We start from the raw sequence: 22,845 nt of genomic DNA on the forward strand, positions 1-22,845 counted from the left end.
GTGACAGACCTGGAAGATCGAGCTCTTTTTCCCCTTATCAAAGAGGACCGGTTCACGCGCCTGCCGCCGCCCACTGGACGCCATGTTCGGCGAGCTGCGCGAGCTGATCCGGGGTCAACTTGCCCCGCCTGGCCTTGGCGTTGTTGAGAAACGCACCCAGGGCCACTTCGACGACGCCCTGCTCTTCGCCGTCCGCTCCGGCGTCCACCACCTGGCGGTGTGGGCGGGGAACCCGCGGATGCCCGTGTTCGGCGACGAACGCGGCCAAGGCAGCGATGCCGAGGGCGAACCGGTCGGTGCGGGAGACCTTCGGCCGGGCGTCGGCGGCGGCTTTCGCCGCCACCAGATCGGGGTCGGCCTCGATGCCGATGGCGGCCAGCAGCTCCTGCTGCTCCGCCTCCAGGCCGGGGTGGCCGGCCCGTTGCGCGAGCACCCACCGGCCGAGCGCCTCGCCCTCGAACATCACGTCCTCGGCCAGGTCCGCCCACGCGACGTTCCCGTCGGACTCCAGCCACCACGACCTGGCCGCGGCGTAGGTGCGCTGCCAGGCGATGGGCCAGTTCGGGCACCACCACGGGTCGACCTCCTCCAGCGCGGCCCGCCGCTCGGGCGTCAGCGAGCCCGGCTCGCCGTCCGGGACCTGCGCGGCGGAGCGGAGCTCGGCGAGCCAGGTGCCGATGGCGTATCCGCCGATCGAGGCCCGGGCCGGGGCCGCCAGGCTCCCGCCGTGGTCCTTCGCCCACACCCGCGCCCACGAGAGGCCGGCCTCGAACCTGGCGTCCGACACCGACCACACCATCTCGAACCCGTCGAGCTGCTCCACCCGCCATGACGCCAACTCGCCCGCCGCATTCTCCACCCGGCGGTCCGACAGCCACCGCCCGAGCGGGTAATTGCCGTTCTCCCCGACAAGCGCCGCATAGGGCACGTTCAGGTGCCCGTGTTCCTTGTACCAATTCCGCACGTGGCCGATCGCCTCACGCCACAGATGCGTCTCTCCCCGCAATACCCGCGAGGCGATGAACAGCGCCAGGACGTCATCCTCGGGGGCGGACTCGAACCGCACCGGCAACGTGAAAGCCCCCGCACCACCCACACCACCGGCACCACCGCCATGGCCCTCACCAGGGGCGTAAGCCGCCTCGGCGCTGCGCCCGGTGGTCCGTCGGCCGCTGCGCTGCGGCACCGCCAGGGCCTCGAGCATGCGTTCGTCGTGTGACCGCAAAGCGGCCAAAATTTTGACGAGCCCGTTATAGCTGTCAGACTCCAGAATGTCCCCAGGCCGCTCCCCGGGCTTGAGGAAGACAGGCACGATAAGGCTCGCCATCTTCTTCTCCCCAGGCTTGATCCGAAGAGCCCGACCAACAGCCTGGACGATATCAACCATGCTGCCACGGCCGGAAATAAGAACCGAATCCGCATTCGGAATATCGACTCCCTCGCCGAGGATCTTGCACTGGGCGATCACCCTGTACCCCAGACCGTCGTCCTTCTCGGTCAGTCCGAACTCCCCGATGACCTCCTCCCGGAAATCCACTCCGTGCTCACCGGAGAGCCACTGCGACCAGACCTCAGCCGGGTATTTCTCCGGGTCGGAATCGTGAAGCCGCTCCGCCGTCTGGTTCAGCGTCTCGGAGAAATACCGGGCCTCCAAGGTGCGGTTGTGGAAGGTGATGGTGCGCTTCAGGCCGCGCTCAGCGGCGACCTTGAGCAGCCCGGCCTGCATCGCGGCGAGCTGCTCGGCCGGCACCGCGTCCTCGCTCCCGTCCACCGCCTCACCCACCCCGGCGCCCCACGGCACCGGCTGCGCCTGGGCGGCGTCCCGGTCCGAGCGCGGGTCCCGCAGCTCGACCACCACCACCTCAAAAGGTGCCAGCAGCGACTTTTCGACCGCCTCGGCCAGCCCCATGGTGAACACCTGCGGGCCGAACACCGCCACGTTGTCCATCGATACGGCCAGCTCCTCCGGCAGCGGCTGGCGCGCCCCCTCACGGCCGGTGGAGGCCTTGAGCGCCTTGCCGGGCGGCGCCCAGATGCGCGGCGTGGCCGTGGCGTAGAGGCGCCTGGCCGCCGGGATCAGGCCCTGGTCGTGCACCACCGTCCACGTCTTCTCGACATGCCCGGACGAGCGGTGCGCCTCATCGCAGACCATCAGGTCCAGCGGCGCCAGCAGCTCCCCCTTGGCCCGGGCCCAGAAGGCGTACGCGTCCGCGACCGCGCCCACCGAGGCGTAGGTGGCGAACAGGGTCAACGGCCGCCGGCCCCGGACCGCGTCCGCGATCCAGGACGCGACCAGCAGGCCGTTGGTCGAGGCCTGCACCCCCACCGGCAGTTCGTCCTGGACCAGCGAGCACACCGCCCGCATCTCACCTGTCAGTCTTCCGTCTAGTTACGGCATCTGGATGGGCCGTGAGGTGTGGATGGTCTGACTTGATGGAGGGTTAGAGGGTGTGCGATGACCTGCTGTTTCCTCAGTGATCTTGCTGCTGGCGTGAGCCCGCTCCGGTCTTGAGCTGGGGTGCTGTGACTATGCGGAAGACTGTTGTGACTCTAGGGATAACCCCCTGGCTGGGGCTTGTTGTTTGGTCGTTGTGCTGGGCCCGTTGCTGCCGTCTGTGTGGTTCACAAGGGGGCGGAGTCGCTGCGGGCCGGCTGTGGCTACGGGTCTTTCTGCTCGCTCTTCGGCTTGAAGGTCATCGGTATACGGGCGAGCGTCGGTACGGAGCCGACCATCCTCACGCGCCGAGCGAAGCTGCGCAGGTTGACCTTGCTGAACGTCGGTAGGTCTTGCGGGAGTTGATGGGTCCCGGTGAAGGCGATGGCGTAGGTGACGAAGCGGGGCGGCTTGGCGCCGGCGGCTTCCTCGAGGGCAGGGTTGTTCGACAGGGACTTCACTGCCTCGATGAAGTCGTTCCTGTAGGAGGAGTCCGCGACGAGCGTCTGGGCGGAGACGAATCCTTGGGAGAACAGGTGGCTGAGGGTCTGGCTGCCGGTGTAGTGCTTGACGTGGATCAGGTAGCCGTTCTCGTGGAGGAGGTCGCACGCCTCGATCTGATCGCCGTTGCCGTCCTGCGGGAAGAGCCGGTGCCGGTCCAGGCAGACGAGGTCGTCGCGGTCTTCGGCGGCCTTCTCGTTGTAGTGCTTCTCCCAGTTCTTCCTGTGTCCCCAGTCGTCCCAGGTGCGGAGCTCCAGCAGCGCGGTGACGTCCTCGATCTGGGCGAGGTCCTGGTCCAGCTTCTCGTAGTAGTCCGCAGCGAGGGCGTACCACTTGCCGAGGGTGAGCAGGTACCGCTGCTGTCCGTCTCCCGCTTCGAAGATGAGCCAGTGCTTCAGGGGTTTGGCCTGGCTGGCGGGATCACCGTTGGCGTCCCTGGCCTGGATCTTCACGTTCTTGAGGCTGCCGACCGTGTTCCGGCCCGGCAGCGCGGAGATGGCCGATCGCAGGGAGGTAAGCGACATCTCGTCGAACTCCTGGAACTCACCTCCCTTCTGGGCGACGAAGTCATGGAGGTTCTCGATCGACAGGTCGTCCGACGGGGCGAATGCGAGGACGTGAACGTTCATCGGGTCCGGCGGCACCGCCGACGCGCCGGTGGCAGGTTCGTCGGACGTTCCGAAGAACTCAAGGGCCAAGCGCTGCTCGAGGCGCTGCACGATCTCGCTTGTGGCCCGTAGAGGTTCCAGGGAGTCGATGAAAGCGAGATCGGCTGATGCCTCGCCTGCCAGTGTGGCCTGGAGCATCTGTGTGAGGACGCCATGGACCGCGTGAAGGTCGGTGTCGAGCTTGAAAGATACGGAATCGGTTGCGACGATGGCGCCCAGTTCGGGTATCTCGATTCCTTCCTCGAGATTTCCGACCAGTTTCCGGGTGAACTCCCCGTCCAGCTCGATCTCGAAATCCTTGAGAGAGGAATTCGAGGGTATCTGGACCCATTGGGAGCGGGCGGAGGCGTCGATCCTGCGGCTTCCGATGCCGCTCATGGAGTTGCTGTCGAACTTCCGGGCGGCGAAGCGGAGCCCGAAGTTCGCCTCGATATGAGACCACTCCAGAGTAGAACTGCCGTATCCGAAGCAGATGGCGAAGGTCCGCCCCTGAACGGGCAGGAAGATGACGAGGCGGTGGGAGATGTTCTTGATGGAAGAGAGTTCGGAGAACGTGGGCGTCAGAAGTCTGGCCCAGGCCGGAATCTTTTCCGAGTTCTCCCTAAGGTAGGCGACACAGCCTTCCGGTACGCCACTTCCTGGGGCGAGCCGGACCATTCCCTGTGTGCTGCCAGGACGGTACTGCACCCGAAATGCAAGGTCATAGGATTCGAGTCCCTCGCGGAGGAGGAAGCAGTTGAATCTCAGCTTGGATTTGGCTTGCTTCATGCAGCCTCCAGAGGTGACGGGGAGGCCTAGGCTAGGGTCTGGTGCTTCTTGGTTCAACCATCTTTTCAAAAGAGGCCTGAACCTAATTCTGGCTGCGTACTGACAACCTCGCCAGGCGGTGAGGTCACCGGCACCGAGGCCCGCCACGCCGCTGACGGATCACCGGGTCATGCTGGGTGGGTTGGCTCGTTGTCGCCAGTGGCGTTCCTGGTCGCGTCGGGTGCCTGTCTGCTGGCGGTGCCTGGGGTTGGGGTGAGGTGTAGCAGGACACGGTGCTGTTTCGGGGGTGTTCGGCTGGATCTGCGCGTGTGGGGTGGCTGCGTCGTTACGCTCGCGGGCGAGTAGGCCCCCGTCCGGTATGCCGTCCAGGAGGAACTCGTGGGTCGTCAGAAGCCTGGAAAGCCACGCCGTCGCAGCGGGCGGGATCCGCACCGCCATCCTGGCATCGTCGTGAACGACGGTCCGCATCCTGACGGCTGGAACACGGATGCCGCTCTGCTGGAGACCGTCACCGGTGCCGCGCTCGCGCGCTGCACCTCCTGCCAGGACGTGACGCTGACGCTGCTGGTCGAGGATCCGGTGACCTGCGCCCGTCTCGTGGAACTGGCATGCGAGGCGATCATTGAGCGGCAGGGAAGCCTGCCGCGCAACCAGACCGACCCTGACGCTCCCGGCTTCGCCAGCCTGGCCTTTCGCCGCCTCGCCCGCGCCGGGCAGGGCGCGACCACCCGCGGCATGTACCAGGAGTGCGAGCAGATGACGGGCGAGGAGCGGCGCGCGGCCGCCAACACCGCCCTCGACACCCTTGTCGGCTTCGCCTCCCTGCCTCCTGGGCTGATCGACCAGTTGAAGAGGGCGGCCGTGGACGCCGCCAAGCGGAGGAACCCTTGACGCCCTGGCGGGTACCGCCGGCCCCGACCTGCCTGTGAAGCCGCACCACCACCATCAGCAGTACCCACACGGCCAGCGGCCGGGCCAGCGGTTGACGGGTGGTCAGGCGCGGCTGGTGAGGGTCCAGCCGTTGGTGGCGGGGGTGAGGCTGGTGGTGTGGAGTTCGCCGAGCTGCCAGGGCAGGCAGGAGCGTTCGCCGAGGGTGGTGTCGAGGTCGTGGCCGGTGGGTGTGCCTGGTGCGGGTAGCGGGCGGTGGCGGCCTGGTGCGGGTCGTGGGGGCGGGGGAGTGGCCGGTGCGCGTTTGCGGGGCGGGGATGTGCGGGGGTGGTGGGAGGCCCAGATCGCCAGGGTGTGCAGGGCGGGGTCGGCGGGGATGTCCCAGGTGTCGATGAGGTCGGCGGTGCGGGCCAGCCAGGCGCCGTCGTGTTCGTCGGCGAGGGTGTGGCGAAGGCGTCGGCGTTCGCGGGCGGCGAGGGCCTGGGCGAGGCGGACGGCTTCGGGGTAGAACAGCAGGGGCGCGACGCGCAGGTGGTCGTGGCCGGCCGGGCCCAGGGCGAGGCGGCGGGTGTGCCATGCGGGTGAGCGCAGGCTCGGCAGGTTCCACCAGCACGAGAGCAGGGCGTAGGCGTCGGCGAACGCGGCGCGCCCGCCGGCTCCCAGCCGGCGCTCCATCAGCAGCCGTTGCCGGTGCGCCTCGATGACCTCCGGGAGGGCGGCCAGGGCGATGGCGCCGGTGCCGGGTTCGCGGCGGTTGTCGAGCCAGCGTCCGTGCCGGGCACAGACCTGCCAGGTCGCCTCCGAGGCGAGGTAGGCATCCAGGGTGGTGCCTTTGACGCGGGCGCACAGCTCGCACACCCGCACCAGGTAGGAACCGGAGGCGTCCCAGGGCCAGTCCCACGCCGGGCCGTCCCCGGCCGCCAGCAGCCGTCGCGGGCGCAGGTTCGGCAGGGCGTGCTGCAGTTCGGCGATGCTGCGCCCGGCCATCACCGCCAGGCGCTCCAAGGCCGGGGCGTTGAGGTAGCCGTCGCTGTAGCGGGGATCGGAGGGCACCCCGTTCTTGCGGGCGCACGTGCCGAGCATCAGCCAGAACTCCTCGTCCGGGATGCCGTTGGCGTCCGCCAGCCGCCGGGCGAACGACCCGTTCGACTCCCCGCCGATGAACCGAACCGACAGCGCCAGCCGCCGGGCCGGCCGCAACGCCCTGCCCCTCCTGCTCCCGCCCGTCTGGCTCGAGGTCGCCATCGCGACATCCACCGCCTCTCCCGTACGACGGCCGCCTTTTGCGGCCCCGCTGCACGCCCCCTTCTACGCCACCCGGCCGCCGCACACCCGCCCCTCCACCCCAAGACACCCCTGCGCCAAGGACTTTGGCCGAAAACCCCGCACCCCGGCCACGCCGCCGCCCGACTGCCACTACAGTCCCCGCGGCCGTCAACGCTCATACCGGACAAGGATCTTGAATGAGGCTGCGCGAGCACCAGGTGCAAGCCCTCGCGGCGATCGCCGCTGCCGTGCTCGCCGGCGAGCGACGCATGACGGTGGTGGCCGCGTGCGGCGCGGGCAAGACCCTGATCGCGCAGCGGGCCGCGCACCGCCTGGCCCCGCAGGGGGCGACCCTGGTCCTGATGCCGACCCTGGCCCTGCTGACGCAGACCGCCCGCCGCTGGCGCGAAGCAGGCCTGCAGGGCGAGGTGTTGGGCGTGTGCTCCCTCAGCCAGGCCGACAGCGGCCTCCAACACCACGAGGCGCGGATGCTGCAAGGGCCGGAAAGCCCCGCGGGGATCGCCCGGGCGGTCCTGGCCGGCGGACCCGTCACGGTGTTCGCCACCTACGACTCCCTCGAGCGCGTCACCGAAGCCCACCGGCAGCACGGCCTCCCGCCCTGGGACCTGGTGATCGCCGACGAGGCCCACCGCACCTGCGCCGCGTTCGGCGACGGCTGGGGCCTCGTCCACGACGACGCGCAGGTCCCCGCCAAGACCCGCATCTACATGACCGCCACCCCCAGGATCTGGAACCCCGACGACTACACGCCCCAGCACCGCACACCGCAGGCCTCACCGTTCATGGAAAGCCCGCCGATGGCGACCATGGACCACCGCGGGATCTTCGGCCCGACCATCTACGAACTCGGCATGCCCGAAGCCATCGAGCGCGGCATCCTGGCCGACTACCAGGTCGTCATGCCAGTCGTCCACGAGGAAGACCTCCACCCCCTCCTCGCCGCCCGCCTGCCCGGCACCAGCGCCCACCACAACGGACTGCGCAACGCCGCCATCCAGGTCAGCGTGCTGCGCGCGATCGCCGAACACGGCCTGCGCCGCGTCCTGGTCTTCCACAACCGCGTCGCCCACGCGCAGGAGTTCTCCCGCACCCTGCCCGAGACCGCCAGGCAACTGAGCGCGCCGCTGCGCATCGACGACCTGTGGGCACGGGCCATCCACGGCGAGCAGCCCAGTGATGAACGCCGCCTGCTGCTGGACGACTTCGGCTGCCCGAGTCGGCAGTGCGCGGTCCTGTCGAACGTGCGGGTCCTCAACGAGGGCGTCGACATGCCCGACGTCGACGCGGTAGTCTTCGCCGACCCCCGCTACAGCACCATCGACGCGCTGCAGGCCATCGGCCGCGGCCTGCGCCAGCCACCGGGTGCCGGCAAGAAGACCACCCTGATCATCCCCGTCTACCTGGGCAAGGACACCAAGGCATCCGACCTGCTGGAGGACCCGGCCTTCGGAGGCATGCTCACGCTGCTGCAGGCGCTGCGTGCGCACGACCGCTCGTTCATGGACCGCATCGCCCTGCCCGCCGGCTCACACCCGAGCCCGCGCCTGGAGAAGGAACAGAACCTCTACGCCCGGCCCGAGCGGGCCGCGCAACTCGCCCGCGCACTCGGTCTGAAGACCACCCTGCCCGCGATCGGCGACTGGAAGAAGGCCATCGCGGAGATGGAGTCCTACCGAAACAGTTTCGGGCACCTGGACGTGCCTCTCGACTACACGGCCCTCGGCGGCTTCGCCCTGGGGGAGTGCCTCGCCAATATCCGCCTGCGTTACCTGATGGACCGTCTGCCGGCCGCCCGCAAAGCCGCACTCGACGAGTTGGGCATGCGCTGGACCACACCCGTCACCACCTTCGAGACCATGCTCCAGCACGCCCGCCACCGGGCCGCCCAGATGGGGGACCTCACCGTCCCGGTCGACGAGGACCTCGGCGGCTACCCCCTGGGCAGGTGGCTTGCCACCCAGCGCAGAAGGGCGAAGGCCGGCAAACTGCCCGCTGCCCACCAACGGGCACTCGCCGGCATCGACCCGCACTGGAACCCACCGTGGACCCAGGACTGGCAGCGCAGGTACAACAAGGCCAAAGCAGCGGTCACCGACTGCGGCGTGGAGCAGTTCCTCCACCACCGCGCGGCTTTGACCGGACGTCCGTCGTCGAGGGCGGCCGAGTACCGGGACTGGCTGGTCAGGCAACAGGAGAAGTTCTTCGACCTGCGAGAAGGCCAGCAGGACCTTCTCCTCGCGCTGGGCGTGCCGCCGCTGCCCGACAGCGTGTACGCCAACAGCGCCCAAGACGACGGGCGCCGCGCGTTCTACCGCCTCCTGGAATGCGCGGCGGTGTTCCTGCTCCGCGAAGGCCACCTCGACGTCCCCGACCACCACCACGAGCCGCGCTGGGGCGCGACCGGCACCGACCGGGCCTTCCCCCTCGGGCCCCGCCTGCGCGACACCCGTACCAGGACTCAAACCCTCGACGACGAGCACAGCCACGCACTGCAGGCCCTCGAAACACTCGCGGCCAGGATCCGTCGCACCCATCGCGCCCGCGGCAAGGGAGGCGGCCGCTGAGCTCAAGCGGCCGGCCACCGCCACACAGCCGACCACCCGCCCCGCACCGCGCGCGCCTTTCGAAGACGACGGCCCGGCCGCGAGGCGGGCCACCTGTCACAGCTGCTCGACGCGGCCCAGCGAGACCTCCTCCAGCAACTCCTCGGTGATGCGCTCACGCTTCGTCAAAATCGCCCGCTGCGCGCCCTGGCAGATGAGGTGCGACAGGGCCCGCATGTAGCCGCGGCTGCGCGTGTGCAGGTACGGCGCCAGGGCCAGCAGGTCGCCGCGCTCGTGCCGGTACAGCCGCAGGTCCGCGTCGAACAGGTCGACGATACGGGCGAACTTCGCCAGCTCCTCGTCGCTGAAGCCGATCCGGCTGGTCCGCAGCACCCGGTGGTCACCCCACAGCTCCTCGCCCTCCTCCAGGTGAGTGTCGTTGTCACGGGTGAACGGATCCACGATGGAGCGCGCGTTACGGCCGCAGTAGACGAACGTCGCGCCGGTGTCCTCCTGGATCTGGTCCAGGAACTGGAACGCCTGCTCCGCCTCGACGGGCGTGCGCAGGCGTTCGATGCCGTCGACCAGCACCAGCAGGGTCCGCGCGTTGCGCATCGTCCGGATCACCGACTCGGTCGGGTCACCACCCTCGCGCTCCTGGCCGAAGTAACGGGCGAACGCACCCGCCCAGTTGCGCACGCTGCCGCGCACCGGCGGGGGCACGCTCAGCGACACCACCGGATGCCGGTTCTCATCGGCCCCGTACAACTCGCGCAGCCCGCGCTCCCAGTGCACACCGATCGCGTGCAGGATGGTGCTCTTGCCCGTGCCGCGGGGGCCGTCGAGGATGACCCCGACACGGCCGCGGGTGCGCTGGCGGTTCGCCCGGATCTGCTCGGCCACCACCAGCAGCGCTCTGGCGATCGCCGGGCTGAGCACCGTCAGCATCATCCCGTGGTAGAGCAAGCGGGTGTCGTGGTCGGCGACGTCCGTTCCCTCAGGTGCGCAGTCCGCCAGGTCAGGAGGCAGTGTGCGGACCGCGGCACTCGCCCGCCAGGTGTGGCAGTCCTCTACCCACAGCGGAGCGGGCGGCTTCAGGAACAGCGGCCCCGCCGAGGGGACTTCGAGCAGCAGGCGGTTCTCAGCGCGCGTCAGGCGCTCTTGCTCGTCCATACGTGCCTATCTCCTTCTTCCTGCCGGCCCCGCGGATCCACGCGGCGCGAGAGGTGACGTGCCGTCAGCGGACCTCTCCAGCCGACGCGATCAGGTGACCAGCCCCTCGCCGGCTGCCTGGTTGAGTTCGGCGATGACCTTCCGGTAGCGGCCCGAGAGCGCCTGGCCGGACTGCGCCGCATCTGCGTGACCGACCACCGGGCGCTCCCACAGCCGCAGGGAGAGGTCGGGCACGACGGCCGCATGTTCCCAGTCGATGTCCCCGGCTGTGCCGGGCACCCCGCCGGCCGGAGCGAGGCCGGTGTCGGTCAGCGCCAGCGGATCACCAATCCTGGACGGGGACGAGGCGGTGAGGCCGGACCAGCGCGGCACGGTACGCCCGGCGTACGGGTCGAAGACCGGCGCGGGTGCTGCGGGCGGCGGGAGGGTGTAGCCATCGGGGACGGCGACCCGGCCTGCCCGCTCGGGACCCTGAGCGGCCCGCTCCAGCAGATCGGCCAGCGCCTGGGCGATCTCCTCCTCGTCCTTGACCCGGCCGCCCCGCTCCACGTGCTGGGAGGCGGCGACGTCCCACAGGAACTGCGTCCACGGCGCGTTGACCTTGTGCTGGTGCACCCAGGTCGCCTCCACCCACTCCGTCCGCCTCTCAGAGCGGTGGTCGCGCAGCCACACCTGCGAGGGATCGTTGGGGGAGTACCGCAGCTCCCACCGTCCACCCCGCTTTCCGCCCAGCCCGGAGTGCTTGCGGCGGTAGGGGTTCAGCCCCTTCTCGGGATCGCGCTCGGGATGGTCGTAGGTGCGGTTCTTGAACTGGATGCCCTGCTCACCCACCCCCACCCACGCGGTCGGCAGCAGCCTCAGGTAGTCATCCTTATTCAGCGGGATCGGCAGGTAGCCGTCCGCAGCGACGCACGCGGCGTACATCTGGTTCGGCGTCAGCTCCGGCAGGTACGCGTCGTACGGGTCGGCGATCTCCGGATGCGGCTTGTTCTGCCACTCCAGCGCGATCCACTGCTGGAGCATGCCGTCGAGCTCCGCCAGGGTCCACAGCCGCTCACCATCCACGGTCCGCCGCACCCGCACCGGGTCATTGCCCGTGTAGGTGTTCACGTGCTGGCTGAACAGCGACTTGACCGCCCCGAACGTCCGCTCCACGACAGCCTTGTCCTGAGGAGTGCGGCGCCGGGCCGGCCGCACCGAGATCCCCAGGTACGCGCAGGCGTCGAAGAACGTCTGCCCGGCGAACACCGTGCCATGGTCGATCACGATCAGATCCGGCATGATCACCGGCCGGGCCGCCGCCTGCGCGAACCGCTCGTCAACGGCCACCAGCTCCTCGAACGGCAGATCGGAGACGCTGGCGTGGACAGCCGGATCCCACCCAGGACGCATCGGCACCGGGACCAGGCACTGTGCCAGCAACTCACAGGCATCCACCGCCTTCGTCGCCCGCCCCTTGGGCCGCTGACCCGACACCAGCCCGCCCCGGCCGTCTTCCTCCTTTCTCCCCTTGCTGCGCCGGGCCTGCTTGGGCCGCACGACCGCGGCGATGATGCTGCGGGTGGCCACGCACACCGCCGCGGTGAGCTCCACCCGCGCGGGCATCCCGTCATCGCCGAGAACCCACACGTCCAGGTCCGTCGAATCGATCTGCACCAGCTCACCGGGCATCGTCGCCGACGTCACCGAGAACGGCGGCACCGCCCCGAGCCCGCCACTTCGCCGCCTGCGCACCGCCCCAAGATCCCGAGCCTCCACACCCAGGCGCTTGAGCAGCTTGTACAGCGTCGGCTCCGCCGGAACCCGCACCCCCGGCCCGTGAATGGCACGCACTTTCCGCCGAAGCTGCTTGAACAGCTTGCGCGCGTCGCTGGGCGGATCCAGCCGCCGCTGCTGACGCTCCACCAGCCTCATCAACTGGTCCACCACCAACGGATCGGTCAACCCGCTCTCACGCCTGGCCTTGGTGCTGCGCCCGTCCACCAGCGCCACCACGGTGCGCCGCCTGCGGTACTTCAGCCGCTTGGCCTGCACCGTCTGCCAGGACACCGACATCCCCAGCACGGCGTTCAGCTCGGCCGCCTTGGCCTGGTACCGCTCGATCAGCGTCGTGGACTGCGGGTCGTACTCCGGCCGGGGCCTCGAGCCAGGCGGCGCGCCTGGCAGCAGCCCGGTGTCGACCTCGATGACCGCCCGCTCCCACATCCGAGCCCTCTCGGCGGCTTTCACCGCAACGCCTTCCAACAGCGCGAAGTCGGGAAGCTCCTCCTGCGCCAGCGGATGGCCGGCGCCATCGAGGACCGCGAAGTCCGCAGCCGAGGCCAGTACCGCCAGCAGCACCGTCACCGGCGCCCGGGTCTCGTCCTCGCACGCCAGGTGCACCACCACCCCGTCCAGGCCGGCGACGCTGTACCGGCTCCCGCGCCAGCGCACCCGGTCACCGCGCACCAGCACCCCGCGCGGAGCGCTACGCGCCACCAGCACCGCCGCCCTGGGCCCGGCCTCCAGCGCGCTCAACGCTGCTCCACCGCGAGCGGTCGGCGAACCGCGGTCGGCTCGCTGTCGCCGAGCGGCCCCACCACCGTTCCGGCTCCCAACGGCAGGCCCCAGTCCACACCGAGCCGCCGGTGCCACAGCATGTGATAGAGCCTCGGCAGCGCCAGCATCCTCGGCACACCGCACCCCTCCACGCCCTCCAGCAGCGGCTGCGGCGCCGAGAACACCTCCGCCAACGCGGCCTCCACGCGCCTGTCACCGAACCGCGGATGCCGTCTGCGCGACACCCACCGCAGGTTCGCCAGCGCCACCTTCGAGGGCAGCTCCGGTGTCGCGAGCCGCCACCCCGCTTCCTGGCACGCCTGCCGAAGAACCTCCAGCTGCCGCTCGAACCGCGCACCCGGCCCGGCCGCGGGCGGGCAGGCCACCACCACCGTCTCCCCGCCCACGGTCCGCACGAAGAAGTCCGGCACCAGACTCCGCTCCCGGCCCCGCTCACGCCACAGAAGCCGCGCCGACCAGGCACTGAGATCGGTGACCCCCGGATTGAAGTCCAGCAGCATCGCCGTCGAGAGCACATCCAGCGACCGGCAGCCCACATGCCGACCGGTCGTCGCCGACCACCACCAGGTCACGATGCTGCACTGCGCCGGATGCCGCGACGGCCTCCACACCTCACCACGTTCCGCCAACGGCACCCCGGCGAGCCGCTCGGCCGCCAGCGTCCGCCGCACCCCGCTCCGGTCCTGATGAAGAACCCGCAACTCGCGCGCCACAAAGCCCCCTTGGATGTCAGATCACATCCGGCCGCCCGTGAACGGCCCGAGAGAGATCTCGTAGCACGCGCACCGCCACGGCCGTTGCCCTCACCCCAGAAACACGACAAGTTCAAGCCAGCACTGCGAGCATTCCCTGGCAGTGCCGATGCCGGGAACTCCGAACACCGGCACCAGGGTTGTGGCACAATCATCACCCTCGCACTTGTGGGTGCGTGCCGCCCTGTATGGCCACCGCCTTGGGTGAACCGGGCCGCCGCCCGGACCACAATGGATGCACCCGGCACTGGTCCTGACCTTCCATCACATCCAGTGGTCTGCCGGAGACATCGCGCGGTGGGATGTGCTCCGCTCGTAGCAGGCCTGGATCGGAACGCGCATGACCGCCAAGACCCACCGCACCCGTCTGGCCAAGGCTCTCGCCAAGGCCCGGCCCCTGTCCTATCAGAAGGCCCTGGCGCACGTCGTCGCCTGTGGCGATGCGGGCCTCTTGCCCGCCAGGCTCGACCAGGACGGCATGAGTCAGGCCCTGGTCGTCCTGGAACGTCACCTGGACGCGCCCGCTGTCGTCGAGTCAGCACCGGCTGCCCAGCGGGCCGTGGAACCGGTCGTTGCACCCTCGGCCAGGAAGCCGCCGATGTCGAAGGACCCGCGGTGCGTGGCGTTGTCGGACGCCCTGCTGCCTGTTCTGGAGTCCACCAGTCCGGAAGGGGCCGGCGGCTATGGTGGATCCCTGCAGGCCAACCTGTCCCCGGCCGAGACCGAGGCGTTGGGCGGCCTCCCCCTGATCCGGGCCGCCCTGCGCCGTGCGGCCCGCCAACTGGGCTGGCGGGTGCAGACCGTGGGCCACGAGAGCGAGCACGTGGTGGTCGTGTTCATCCACGACACCAGGGAAGCCCCGGCCGAGTTCGCCGAGGCGCTGGAGCGCGACCGGCGCCGACAGGGCAGGGAGGCCGCGGAGAGGATGGACTGGTTCTTCGAGCGGCGGGACGTGCGAGAGCTCGGCCCTGGCCCGGTCGACCGGCAGAGTGCCCTGTTCCGGACGGCCGCCCGAGCGGTCCTTTCATACCAAGCATGAGTGGAGCAGGGTCAGCCAAACCGCCCGGGCCGAGCCTGGGCGGGCGGGAGAGCCGCAACTACGGATGATCGCTGCGGCACGGGCGGACGCTTCCCGCCCCACTCCGCAGCGATCACCGCACACGGTGTCTGCTCACCGGCCGGGTCCCGTCGCCCCGATATGGACCGGCGGCCACCATCGGTATGCCATCATCCCTGCGATCATGAAGAGTTGAGGAGCAGTGCGCATGAAGCGCGAGCGGGCGACCGCGGTGCTGGTCGAGATGCTCGACCGGTTGGAGCAGGGGGCTTGGCCATTGAACCTGGTCGAGGAGATCCACCTGTTCGGGTCCTACGCTCGTGGTGCTCTTGAGGTGGGGGACGTGGATGTGGTCGTCGAGCACGCCACCGACGCACGCTGGACGCGGGAGTCGCTCGAGGCCTTCTGTGATGGCCGCGACAGCTATGTGACGATGCGTCAGGCGCTGCGGGGCCGCCGTCGCGGTGTCAGCTTCCAGTTCCAGGAGCGCAAGGCTCTCGAGAGCGAGGGGATCGAGCTCTCCCTGCTGTGGCGGTGCTGTGAGCCGGTCGCCCTGGCCCGGCAGCGGCTGGCCGCGATCACACCCGACCCGGCCGCCGGTCGCGCGCCCCGTGACCACGTCCTGCCCTCGTACGAGGCGATCGCCGACCTGCTCCCACGACCGGTCCGCATCGACCTGCACCGCCTGTGCACCGAGGGCACTGTGACCGTGGCCGCGTTCCCTCTCCCCGACGCCTGGCCGGCCTCGGCCAGGGCAGCCGCGCACGTTCAAGACCGCTGGGCCCTGAACAGCCCGCTTCGCCGCGCGGCAGCCGCTGCGCTCGCCCGCTTGGAGAGCACCGGTCAGGCACTGGAACGCGTCGAGGTCCATGGCCAGCACCTGGTGCACGGCACGGTGGACGAGGCCGTCGACTGCTTCGTCGACCTGGGCTGGCGCTACTGGACGAGCGCGGAACGCTACCTGGACGACGGCCAGGCATGGTTCGAAGTCCTGCCGGCCACAGCCCGCCAACCCCTGTACGCCCTGCACATCACCCCCATCGCCCGGGCATAGCAAAGTTTGGCCGGACCAAGCGACGAGGTCAGCGAAAGCTGCGGCCCCGGTGCCAGTACCAGAGCGTTCGCACCGTCTGATGCGTCGACTGCCGTACGAGGAAAGAATGTTGGCACATCACACACCCACAGAAGGGCGTACTCAAAGCTGCGGACACCACAGCCAATGGAACACTACGATCTGGGTGCCATGACGACTGCTCCACGTGCCCGATTCTCCGTGCGGCTCGGCATGGCCGCGGACGAGGACCTCGCCCCCTACGAGGGAGTGCCGCGCCACCTTGTAGAGCCCCTGCGCCGTTGGCTGCGTGGCCATTTCAGTCCATCTGACGGCGAGGACGCGGAGTTGCTCGGCCTGCGCTTGCGGATCGCGGGCCTTCCGGGTGAGGACCCCACCAACCTCCTCGTCCTTCAGGACGGCATGGACCTGTTGGATGTCGTGGACGCGGTTCTGGGCCACGAGAGCACTGATATCGGCGGAGATCCCGATGGCCAACTCGCCGCCCTTCTGGACGAATCCGGGTCGGCCTACCGGGTCAACGATCGAGGCGACGGTTTGGAGGAGCGAGTAGAGCCCGCCGTTCGGGACGCCGTGCGCAAGGTGATTTCGGATACCGGCGCGGTGCCGTCGGCGGGCTCGGCGGCCGACCATCTCGCCCTGGCTTGGCGTGCCGCCTACGGCCTCGCTCCTGATCCGGTGCGGGCCCACAGCGAGGCAATCAAGGCAGTCGAGTCCGCTGCTCACGCGGCTGTCCAGCCCAACCATGCCCGCGCGACACTGGGCACCATGCGCGGCGAACTCCGCTCGACGCCAGAGCTGTTCACTTTCGCTATCCCAGGGTCAGAGGGCATCGCCATGGTGGCGGCGATGATGAGCGCCTTGTGGGACGGACAGACCTCTCGGCACGGCAAGCAGATTCCGACCGTCCCCGAGACGGCTGATGCAGCCCGCGCGGCAGTTCACTTGGCCGCTACCCTCGTTCAGTGGTTCACCTCTGGCGCCGTCCGCCGAGTTGCGTAGCCCCGTCGGACCGGACTTTTGGCGGAGCTGGTAGGCCGTGTGGTTGGGGACCTTTGGGCCCTTCCGCTGCAGGTGTTCTCGCTACGAAGGAAGGGTTGAGCAAAGACCGGCCGTGACGGAGAGCTCAACGCGGTTCCCTACGGGCCCGATCCGAAGATGGCCGACCTTCGGATCGGGCCCGTAGGCACTCGCCAGCTCTGATCCCCGGGTCACCAGCGCCGCAGCCCGTCAGGCACCCCCGCGCATCAGGTCCGGCGCAGCCCATTACCCAGAAAACGCCTCCGCCTCAGTCGCCTCGCCCCGATGTCGGCCCCGCGCCCACCCACAGGGGGATCAACATCCACATTCCGCACGGGATGTCCCAACTGGCGAAGCACAGGGGGCTGACCTGGTGATGGTGTCAGGGGTGAGTGATAGATCATTAACGAGGCCGAGTAGTCACTGCCGGGGGGTGCGGGTGTCGGATGTGGTGATGCGCGGTCCGTTGCGGGATATCGCGCGGCTGATGCAGGTACAGAGCGGTGTCGACGCCGAGGACGCCTACGCGGCGGCCCTGTGCTGGTGGTCCGCAGCCGTGGCGCCGCGGGTGAACACGTCCCTGTGGTGGCCCTGCCTCGTCTGGGGGGCCTTCCTGGCACCGGCGGACCGGCCCCCGATGATCACCGCCGCCTTGGAGAACGCCGGCCTCCAAGCGGGCCGGCCGGGCAGGTTCCCCTCCCTCACCCTCCACCCGGATCTCACCACCGAGGCCGGTCTGCGAACAGCCCACGCCAGCATCGCCAGGCGCACCCGGCCAGGGTCGCCTTTCTCCATGCTGCTCACCGGCAGCCCGATCAAGCACGGCGCATCGAGGACGTCCGCCGACGAGTTCCTCGCCTCCACCCTCAGGAGAGCCTGGGATGGCAGGGACTACCGCCGTGATGACGAGCGGAGCCGTCTGAGGGGGCTCGGTCTGCTGGGGGACCTTCCCCGGATCGGCGTGCTGTGGGAGATGCAGGAGCGTCACTGGCGGTACGAAGCGCAGACCGATCCTGCTTCGTCGACCCGGCTCCTGATCTTCCGCTGCAGGGAGACGAACCCCGCCAGGACCGCTGATCGCCGGGTACGGGCCGCGGCAGCGCGGGCAGTGGAAGAACTCGCCCGTGTATACGCCGACCTGACCGACCGCCAGGTGGAGATCGGCATGACCGGCGAGGCCGCCGAGAAGTTCGGTCCGATCAAGGCCACCGAGCAGCTTTTCGACAACCAACCGACCCTGCCGGAAGACCAGTTCTTCCGCCTGGACGACCACACACGGCGGATCGCCGGCGCCCTCGCCCTCGCCGAGGACACACAGGTGATCACGGGGGCCCACATCGAGGCGGCATGGTCCGTCGCAGCCCGGTCCGGCCGGGACCGAGCCCAGCTGCTCTGCCCCGACCAGCAGGACCTCGTCGACGCTCTCCTCACTGCGACCAGCGCCGCAGTCGCGGCGGCGACCGGGTCACCGGAGACACTCCCCGGGCACAAACCCTCCCCGCCCGCCAGAACCGAGACACGGAAAACACCGAGCAAGGCGCTCAGGCGCAGGAACGGGAAGATCAGACGGGACACCGCGGTGGCCCAGGACATCAAGGACTGGTACGGCAACCAGTGCCAGATGTGCGGAACCCTCCTGCGAATCCCTGGACCACGCCGCGCGATCAGCGAAGCCGCCCACATCCGTCCCCTGAGCAAGGGCGGCCACGACTACATCGGCAACGTCCTGTGCCTGTGCCCCAACTGCCACACCCAGTTCGACCACGGCGGGCTCTACCTGGACGACGACCTGCGGGCCGTCGAGACAGTGACCGGCGCAGTCCGGGGACCCCTCACAGTCGATCCCCGGCACGCCATCACACTGGACAACATTCGGTGGCATCGCCAATGGCACCGGCAAGGCACACCCTCGGCGGCACAGCACCGAGCAGATGACGATGTCGTCTCGTCGTTTGTCCCAGAACAGGGCTTCGCCTGAGAGCCCTGCAACGTGTCCACCTCGGAGAAGTGAGGCGAGGTCAGTTGACACCTTTAACCGACGGAGGGAACGAGCTGTCCCAGCGGGCGATCGAGTGAAGTCCGTACTGGAGGGCCTGGGTGATGCTCCACCCCGTGGCGGGCTGCGCAAGAGCGGCCTCGGCGCAGATCCGCTTGGCGTCGGGGTGCCACTCCCACTCCAAGATGCCGTCCGGGAGGTACGCCCCGTGCCGCAACGCGCTCTGGTCGACCAAGGGGACAGCGATACCCTCTACGAGTTCGTATGTGACGGGGATGTACGAAGCCCAGTCAGCGACACATCGAGCGGCACCGTCGGCATCCTTGAGAGGCCCCGGCAAAGGCTCCGCCGGCGAGGGGCTGGGCAGAAACTCAGCCAGTGTGGTGGCCTCACCAGACCCCGCTAGCTCGTAAGCCGGCAACCCGGGCAGGAGCCTTCCCCGCAGTTCCACGGAAGCGAACAGGCGTACTGCGGACCTCTGATCGGCCCTCATACGCTGTGCGGCCGACTCCAGCAACGCCCGCGCCGCAGGCTGGAGACATCCGTCGACAGCGGCCCAACTGGTCACTGTCGCAAGGCAGTACACGGCTCGCAGGCCCTGTTCGACGAGCGTAGCCTTCGCGGTGTCCTCCAGGTATTTGCGAGCCTGGTGGCTGTGCGCGGCAGCGTGCGCCAGCTTCGCCGCCATCGTGGGCTGCCCGAACAGGTGCGGCATGTAATCGTATTCGAAGGTTCCAGGAGCAGTAATGAGCTCGGCCGCGTGCTGGACAAGACGGGTGTGGTGGCGCGGGTGCTGCTGGGCGAGGTCATCGCTCAGCAGCGCGAGTGCCAGGTGGGCTCCGGGAAGGAGAAGCCGCTCAGGGAGCCCCCTGCTGTCGAGGCCGCGGAGCATGACCAGGAACTCGTCGCGGAGGTGGGGATGGTCGGCGAACAAGCCGACGGCGGCCAGCAGCCAGGCCTGGTACCAGGTGGGATCCGTAGCTAGGGGCTCGAGATTGGGGACGATGTCCGCGTCGGGGCCTGAAAGGAGCGCACGGGCGGCGCAGAACTCCTGGAGGCTCTTCACCTCGAAGCCGACCGTGCCAGGGCGCGGGGCCACCAGGAGTACCAGCCGGTCGGTGGCCACCTCGACGAGCTCGTCCACCAGCGCACGGGAGCGGCCCGGATTCTCGGTCTCCGCCAGCAGCCTGGCATGAAGGCACTCGCGTAGGGTCTCCTCGGCCATGACGAGAGGATCCCAGCCGTTGGTGACAGCCTCGTCAGCCTGGAGCGTGAGTCCGACATATCGGTGCAGCCAGTCGATGTGGCGCCGGTACTCCACCAAGAGCTCACCTGTTCGGGTGGGCTTGTCAGCCTCACGGGCGTAGATGGTGCCGTAGTAGGCATCGAAGAGCTCGTAGCGGTTGTGCGGCAGCCGCCGTCGCTTCTCAACAAGCAGGCTCATGATCGCCACCTGAAGCGGGGACCCCAGGAGCTGTCGCGTGGTGGGGTCCTTGGCCGCAGCCGAGATCCGTTCCACCACAGTGGTACATGCTTCAGGATCATCATGGTGACGGGCCTCGGCGAGTCGGCCAGCGTAGTGCAGGGCGTCGTTGACGGTCAGCTCGGTGAGAGTGAGGCACTGGAAATCACCAGAGTGAAACTCGCCACGATAGCCCTGGGGGCGAGTGGTACCAACCACCAGCAGGTCAGCGTCGACCAGGCGGGCCGTGGTGAGGAAAGAGCCGACCTGCTCCATGACCACCTCCCGCACCGTTCTCGGCACCTCGTCCAAGCCGTCGAGCACCAGAAGCCAGGGCCAGTCCCTAAGCCAGCCGTGAACTGCTTCCACCGTGACTCCGTGACCCACCTGGCAGGCGATGAACTCCAGCAAGCCGTAGGTATCCGACTCAGATGAGGAAAGGGCAGAAGCGTACTCGTGCAGGGTGATGCGCACAGGCCAGCGGCCGTGCCCCGGCACGGGAATGCCGGCCTCCTGGAGGTCGCGGCGCAGAGAGCCCACCACATCACAGGTATCGGCGGACAACACCCGCTCGTCGAGCAACGCGACCCGGTAGGCCTGGCACACCAACTGGCCGAGGGTGGTCTTGCCCTGTCCCGGACCACCAAGCAGCAGGATGTGCTGCGGTGCCCGCGCCGACTGCCGGGACGGGCGGAGGATCTCCTCCCCGCGCTCGATCACGTGACCACACGCCAACGCGCAATCGACCGTGCCGGAAGGAGCGGTGAGAGCAGCCTTCAGGTCAACGGCCACCACCCCCAGTCCGATACGCCCAGACGAAGGCTCCGCACCAGCCTGACCCAGCCGCAACCACCGATCGGTCATGACCCCGGCCACAGCGTAGGACCGCATCACAGAAGGCATGACACGCGGCACCTGGTCACTGTCATCCGCACCACGGTTGAAGCTGTAGACCGCGTCGTAGCCGGACAACATGCCCAAGTAGGCCCGCTTGAGCGACTCGGGCGCAGAATCCAGGCGCGCGTCGATATCAGCCCGCCACCAGACCCTCATCGCGACCCCGACTCCTCTGAGTGCCTAGCGAGTTCGACATCGAGACGATCCATCGTGCCACTCCCCGGGACCGCCGTCCCGGTCAGCGAAGTCAGCAGGACATACTCCCGGGCTCCCTCGGACACCAGACGCTCGATATTGCCTCGCTCCTCCTTCACCGCACGGGAAAGCCAGGCCACCGGATCCTTCGTCGGCCTACTGCTCCACTTCACCTGGAAGATCACAGCTGGTGCCCCGTCCAACTGCAGGACCGCATCCCTTCCGCCGTCGCTATGTCCGACCGGATAACACCGAACGTCCGGGAAGGCGCTCACCAAAAGGGCGTTGCACAACCGCTGGAACGGCTTCTCCCCGAGCTGCTCATAGTTGTACCGGCCTGTCAATTCCGACACGCTGCCTCCCAGCCTCATCCCAGCCCACAACCTAGATGCCACATGTGACGGATGGCAGGCAGCATCGTATTCGAGCTATCTGCAAGGCCATGCAGCCACGCGCACTCCGCCGGGGCTGGGAGACTTGCTGCTTGTGACCAAGACCCCCGATCCCTCGACCCTGGCCACCGCTACGGCCACATCCCCTCCCAATGGGGAGCGTCGTTGGCCGCGTGCGGACCAGCAGGCGGGTATCGCGGCAGCCGCCCGGCAGCTGCGCCGTGCGGGGTCGCGGGCGACGGTGGTCTCCGCGTGCGGGACGGGGAAGACGCTGATCGGGATCCGGGTCGCCGAGGAGGTCGGCGCGCACCAGGTGTTGGTGGTGGTGCCGACGAAGGACCTGGCGGTGGCAGACGGCCCTGGCGTGGCGGGCGGACCGGCGTCGGGAGCCGATGCTGCTGGTTTCCTCGATGGACGCCGGCGCGAGCAGCGACCTGAAGGCGGCGAATGTCGGCAGCACGGGTGACTTCACCCGCCTCGCCCGCCTGGTGAAGACCGCCGGGCAGTTGACAGTGTTCGCCCTCTACGACAGCCTTCGCAAGATCACTGAAGCCCAACAGGCCTTGCAGGCACCTGCGTTCGATCTCGCGATCATGGACGAGGCGCACCGGATCTCCGGGCACCACGACAAGACGTGGGCCAAGGTCCTCGACAACCGCGAGGTCCAGGCCGACCGGCGCCTTTTCCTCACCGCGACCCCCAGGATCTGGGACAGCCCGACCTGGCCGCAGACCCCGATGCCGCACCCCACCGCCCCCGACGCCGCACCACCACCAACCGCACCACCTCCCGCGATCCGCGGCTGGTCAACTCCCTCGACAACACCCACCTCTACGGCCCCACCGTCCACCACTACCCCTCCACCAAGCCGTCGAGGACGGCGTCCTCGCCGACTACCGCATCCTCATCCCCACCATCACCGACACCGACCTCCACCAGCGCCTCCGGACCGGACACCACCACCGCGCCCACGGCCAAGCCTGCCAACGCCGGGGCAGGCAGTGCCCCGCAGCACCGGTAGCCGACCGGGCAGTTCCCCGGCCACCGGCACCAGGCCCGGCAACGCCATGACCGACGACGTGAGGACCGCCAGCGCCCAGCCCATCGGCGACCGAGCCGGCAGTGCACTGCGCACCACCGCCCTGCACCTCGCCGTGCACAAGGCGATGACCGACAACGGC

The 22,845-nt window shown here is 69.0% G+C and carries 15 protein-coding genes; 8 read left to right on the forward strand and 7 right to left on the reverse strand.

Going from position 1 to position 22,845, the window contains the following annotated elements:
* Positions 1-52: 52 nt before the first annotated feature.
* Positions 53-2,356, reverse strand: coding sequence for a DEAD/DEAH box helicase (locus ABD946_RS05245; protein WP_345280559.1), 2,304 nt, complete (start codon positions 2,354-2,356; stop codon positions 53-55).
* Between the two features lie 302 nt (positions 2,357-2,658).
* Positions 2,659-4,371 carry a DUF6119 family protein gene (locus ABD946_RS05250; protein WP_345280560.1) on the reverse strand — a complete coding sequence of 571 codons (1,713 nt, stop codon included), beginning with the start codon at positions 4,369-4,371 and terminating at the stop codon, positions 2,659-2,661.
* A 378-nt stretch (positions 4,372-4,749) separates the two neighbouring features.
* Between ABD946_RS05250 and ABD946_RS05255 the strand changes: the two genes are divergently transcribed.
* The gene (locus ABD946_RS05255; RefSeq protein ID WP_345280002.1) at positions 4,750-5,262 is read left to right on the forward strand and encodes a hypothetical protein; all 513 of its coding nucleotides are present in this window, start codon (positions 4,750-4,752) and stop codon (positions 5,260-5,262) included.
* Positions 5,263-5,364: 102 nt separating this feature from the next.
* Here the strand turns inward: ABD946_RS05255 and ABD946_RS05260 are convergent, their stop codons facing one another.
* On the reverse strand, positions 5,365-6,459 hold the full coding sequence (locus ABD946_RS05260; RefSeq protein WP_345280562.1) for a hypothetical protein: 1,095 nt from the start codon (positions 6,457-6,459) through the stop codon (positions 5,365-5,367).
* 263 nt (positions 6,460-6,722) lie between these two features.
* On the opposite strand from ABD946_RS05260, the gene ABD946_RS05265 reads away from it, so the two are divergent.
* Positions 6,723-9,110, forward strand: coding sequence for a DEAD/DEAH box helicase (locus ABD946_RS05265; protein WP_345280564.1), 2,388 nt, complete (start codon positions 6,723-6,725; stop codon positions 9,108-9,110).
* A gap of 96 nt (positions 9,111-9,206) precedes the next feature.
* On the opposite strand, the gene ABD946_RS05270 is transcribed toward ABD946_RS05265, so the two are convergent.
* The 3 genes from ABD946_RS05270 to ABD946_RS05280 all read right to left on the reverse strand — a co-directional run bounded on the left by ABD946_RS05270 (position 9,207) and on the right by ABD946_RS05280 (position 13,534).
* On the reverse strand, positions 9,207-10,262 hold the full coding sequence (locus ABD946_RS05270; protein ID WP_345280008.1) for an ATP-binding protein: 1,056 nt from the start codon (positions 10,260-10,262) through the stop codon (positions 9,207-9,209).
* A 90-nt stretch (positions 10,263-10,352) separates the two neighbouring features.
* Positions 10,353-12,779 (reverse strand): integrase, encoded by a 2,427-nt coding sequence (locus ABD946_RS05275; protein WP_345280010.1) that lies wholly within the window; start codon positions 12,777-12,779, stop codon positions 10,353-10,355.
* On the reverse strand, positions 12,776-13,534 hold the full coding sequence (locus tag ABD946_RS05280; RefSeq protein WP_345280012.1) for a TnsA-like heteromeric transposase endonuclease subunit: 759 nt from the start codon (positions 13,532-13,534) through the stop codon (positions 12,776-12,778). The genes ABD946_RS05275 and ABD946_RS05280 overlap by 4 nt, the downstream gene beginning before the upstream one ends.
* A gap of 379 nt (positions 13,535-13,913) precedes the next feature.
* Between ABD946_RS05280 and ABD946_RS05285 the strand changes: the two genes are divergently transcribed.
* The 4 genes from ABD946_RS05285 (at position 13,914) to ABD946_RS05300 (ending at position 18,700) form a co-directional block, all read left to right on the forward strand.
* Positions 13,914-14,612, forward strand: coding sequence for a hypothetical protein (locus ABD946_RS05285; protein WP_345280014.1), 699 nt, complete (start codon positions 13,914-13,916; stop codon positions 14,610-14,612).
* Positions 14,613-14,838: 226 nt separating this feature from the next.
* Complete coding sequence (locus ABD946_RS05290; protein WP_345280016.1) at positions 14,839-15,684, forward strand: nucleotidyltransferase domain-containing protein; 846 nt, start codon at positions 14,839-14,841, stop codon at positions 15,682-15,684.
* Positions 15,685-15,849: 165 nt separating this feature from the next.
* Complete coding sequence (locus ABD946_RS05295; RefSeq protein WP_345280018.1) at positions 15,850-16,704, forward strand: hypothetical protein; 855 nt, start codon at positions 15,850-15,852, stop codon at positions 16,702-16,704.
* A 457-nt stretch (positions 16,705-17,161) separates the two neighbouring features.
* Positions 17,162-18,700 carry an HNH endonuclease gene (locus tag ABD946_RS05300; protein WP_345280020.1) on the forward strand — a complete coding sequence of 513 codons (1,539 nt, stop codon included), beginning with the start codon at positions 17,162-17,164 and terminating at the stop codon, positions 18,698-18,700.
* A 40-nt stretch (positions 18,701-18,740) separates the two neighbouring features.
* Here ABD946_RS05300 and ABD946_RS05305 read toward each other — a convergent pair whose 3' ends face one another.
* A complete protein-coding gene (locus ABD946_RS05305; RefSeq protein ID WP_345280566.1) occupies positions 18,741-21,233 on the reverse strand; it encodes an NACHT domain-containing protein in 2,493 nt (830 codons plus the stop codon).
* Positions 21,234-21,758: 525 nt separating this feature from the next.
* On the opposite strand from ABD946_RS05305, the gene ABD946_RS05310 reads away from it, so the two are divergent.
* Together ABD946_RS05310 and ABD946_RS05315 are read left to right on the forward strand one after the other, a co-directional pair.
* A complete protein-coding gene (locus ABD946_RS05310) occupies positions 21,759-22,130 on the forward strand; it encodes a DEAD/DEAH box helicase family protein (protein ID WP_345280568.1) in 372 nt (123 codons plus the stop codon).
* Positions 22,075-22,845, forward strand: a 771-nt coding sequence (locus tag ABD946_RS05315; RefSeq protein WP_345280570.1) for a DEAD/DEAH box helicase family protein, incomplete at its 3' end; no start/stop codon positions are given. The genes ABD946_RS05310 and ABD946_RS05315, both read left to right, overlap by 56 nt.

Source organism: Kitasatospora albolonga (assembly GCF_039535905.1).
Lineage (GTDB): Bacteria > Actinomycetota > Actinomycetes > Streptomycetales > Streptomycetaceae > Kitasatospora > Kitasatospora albolonga.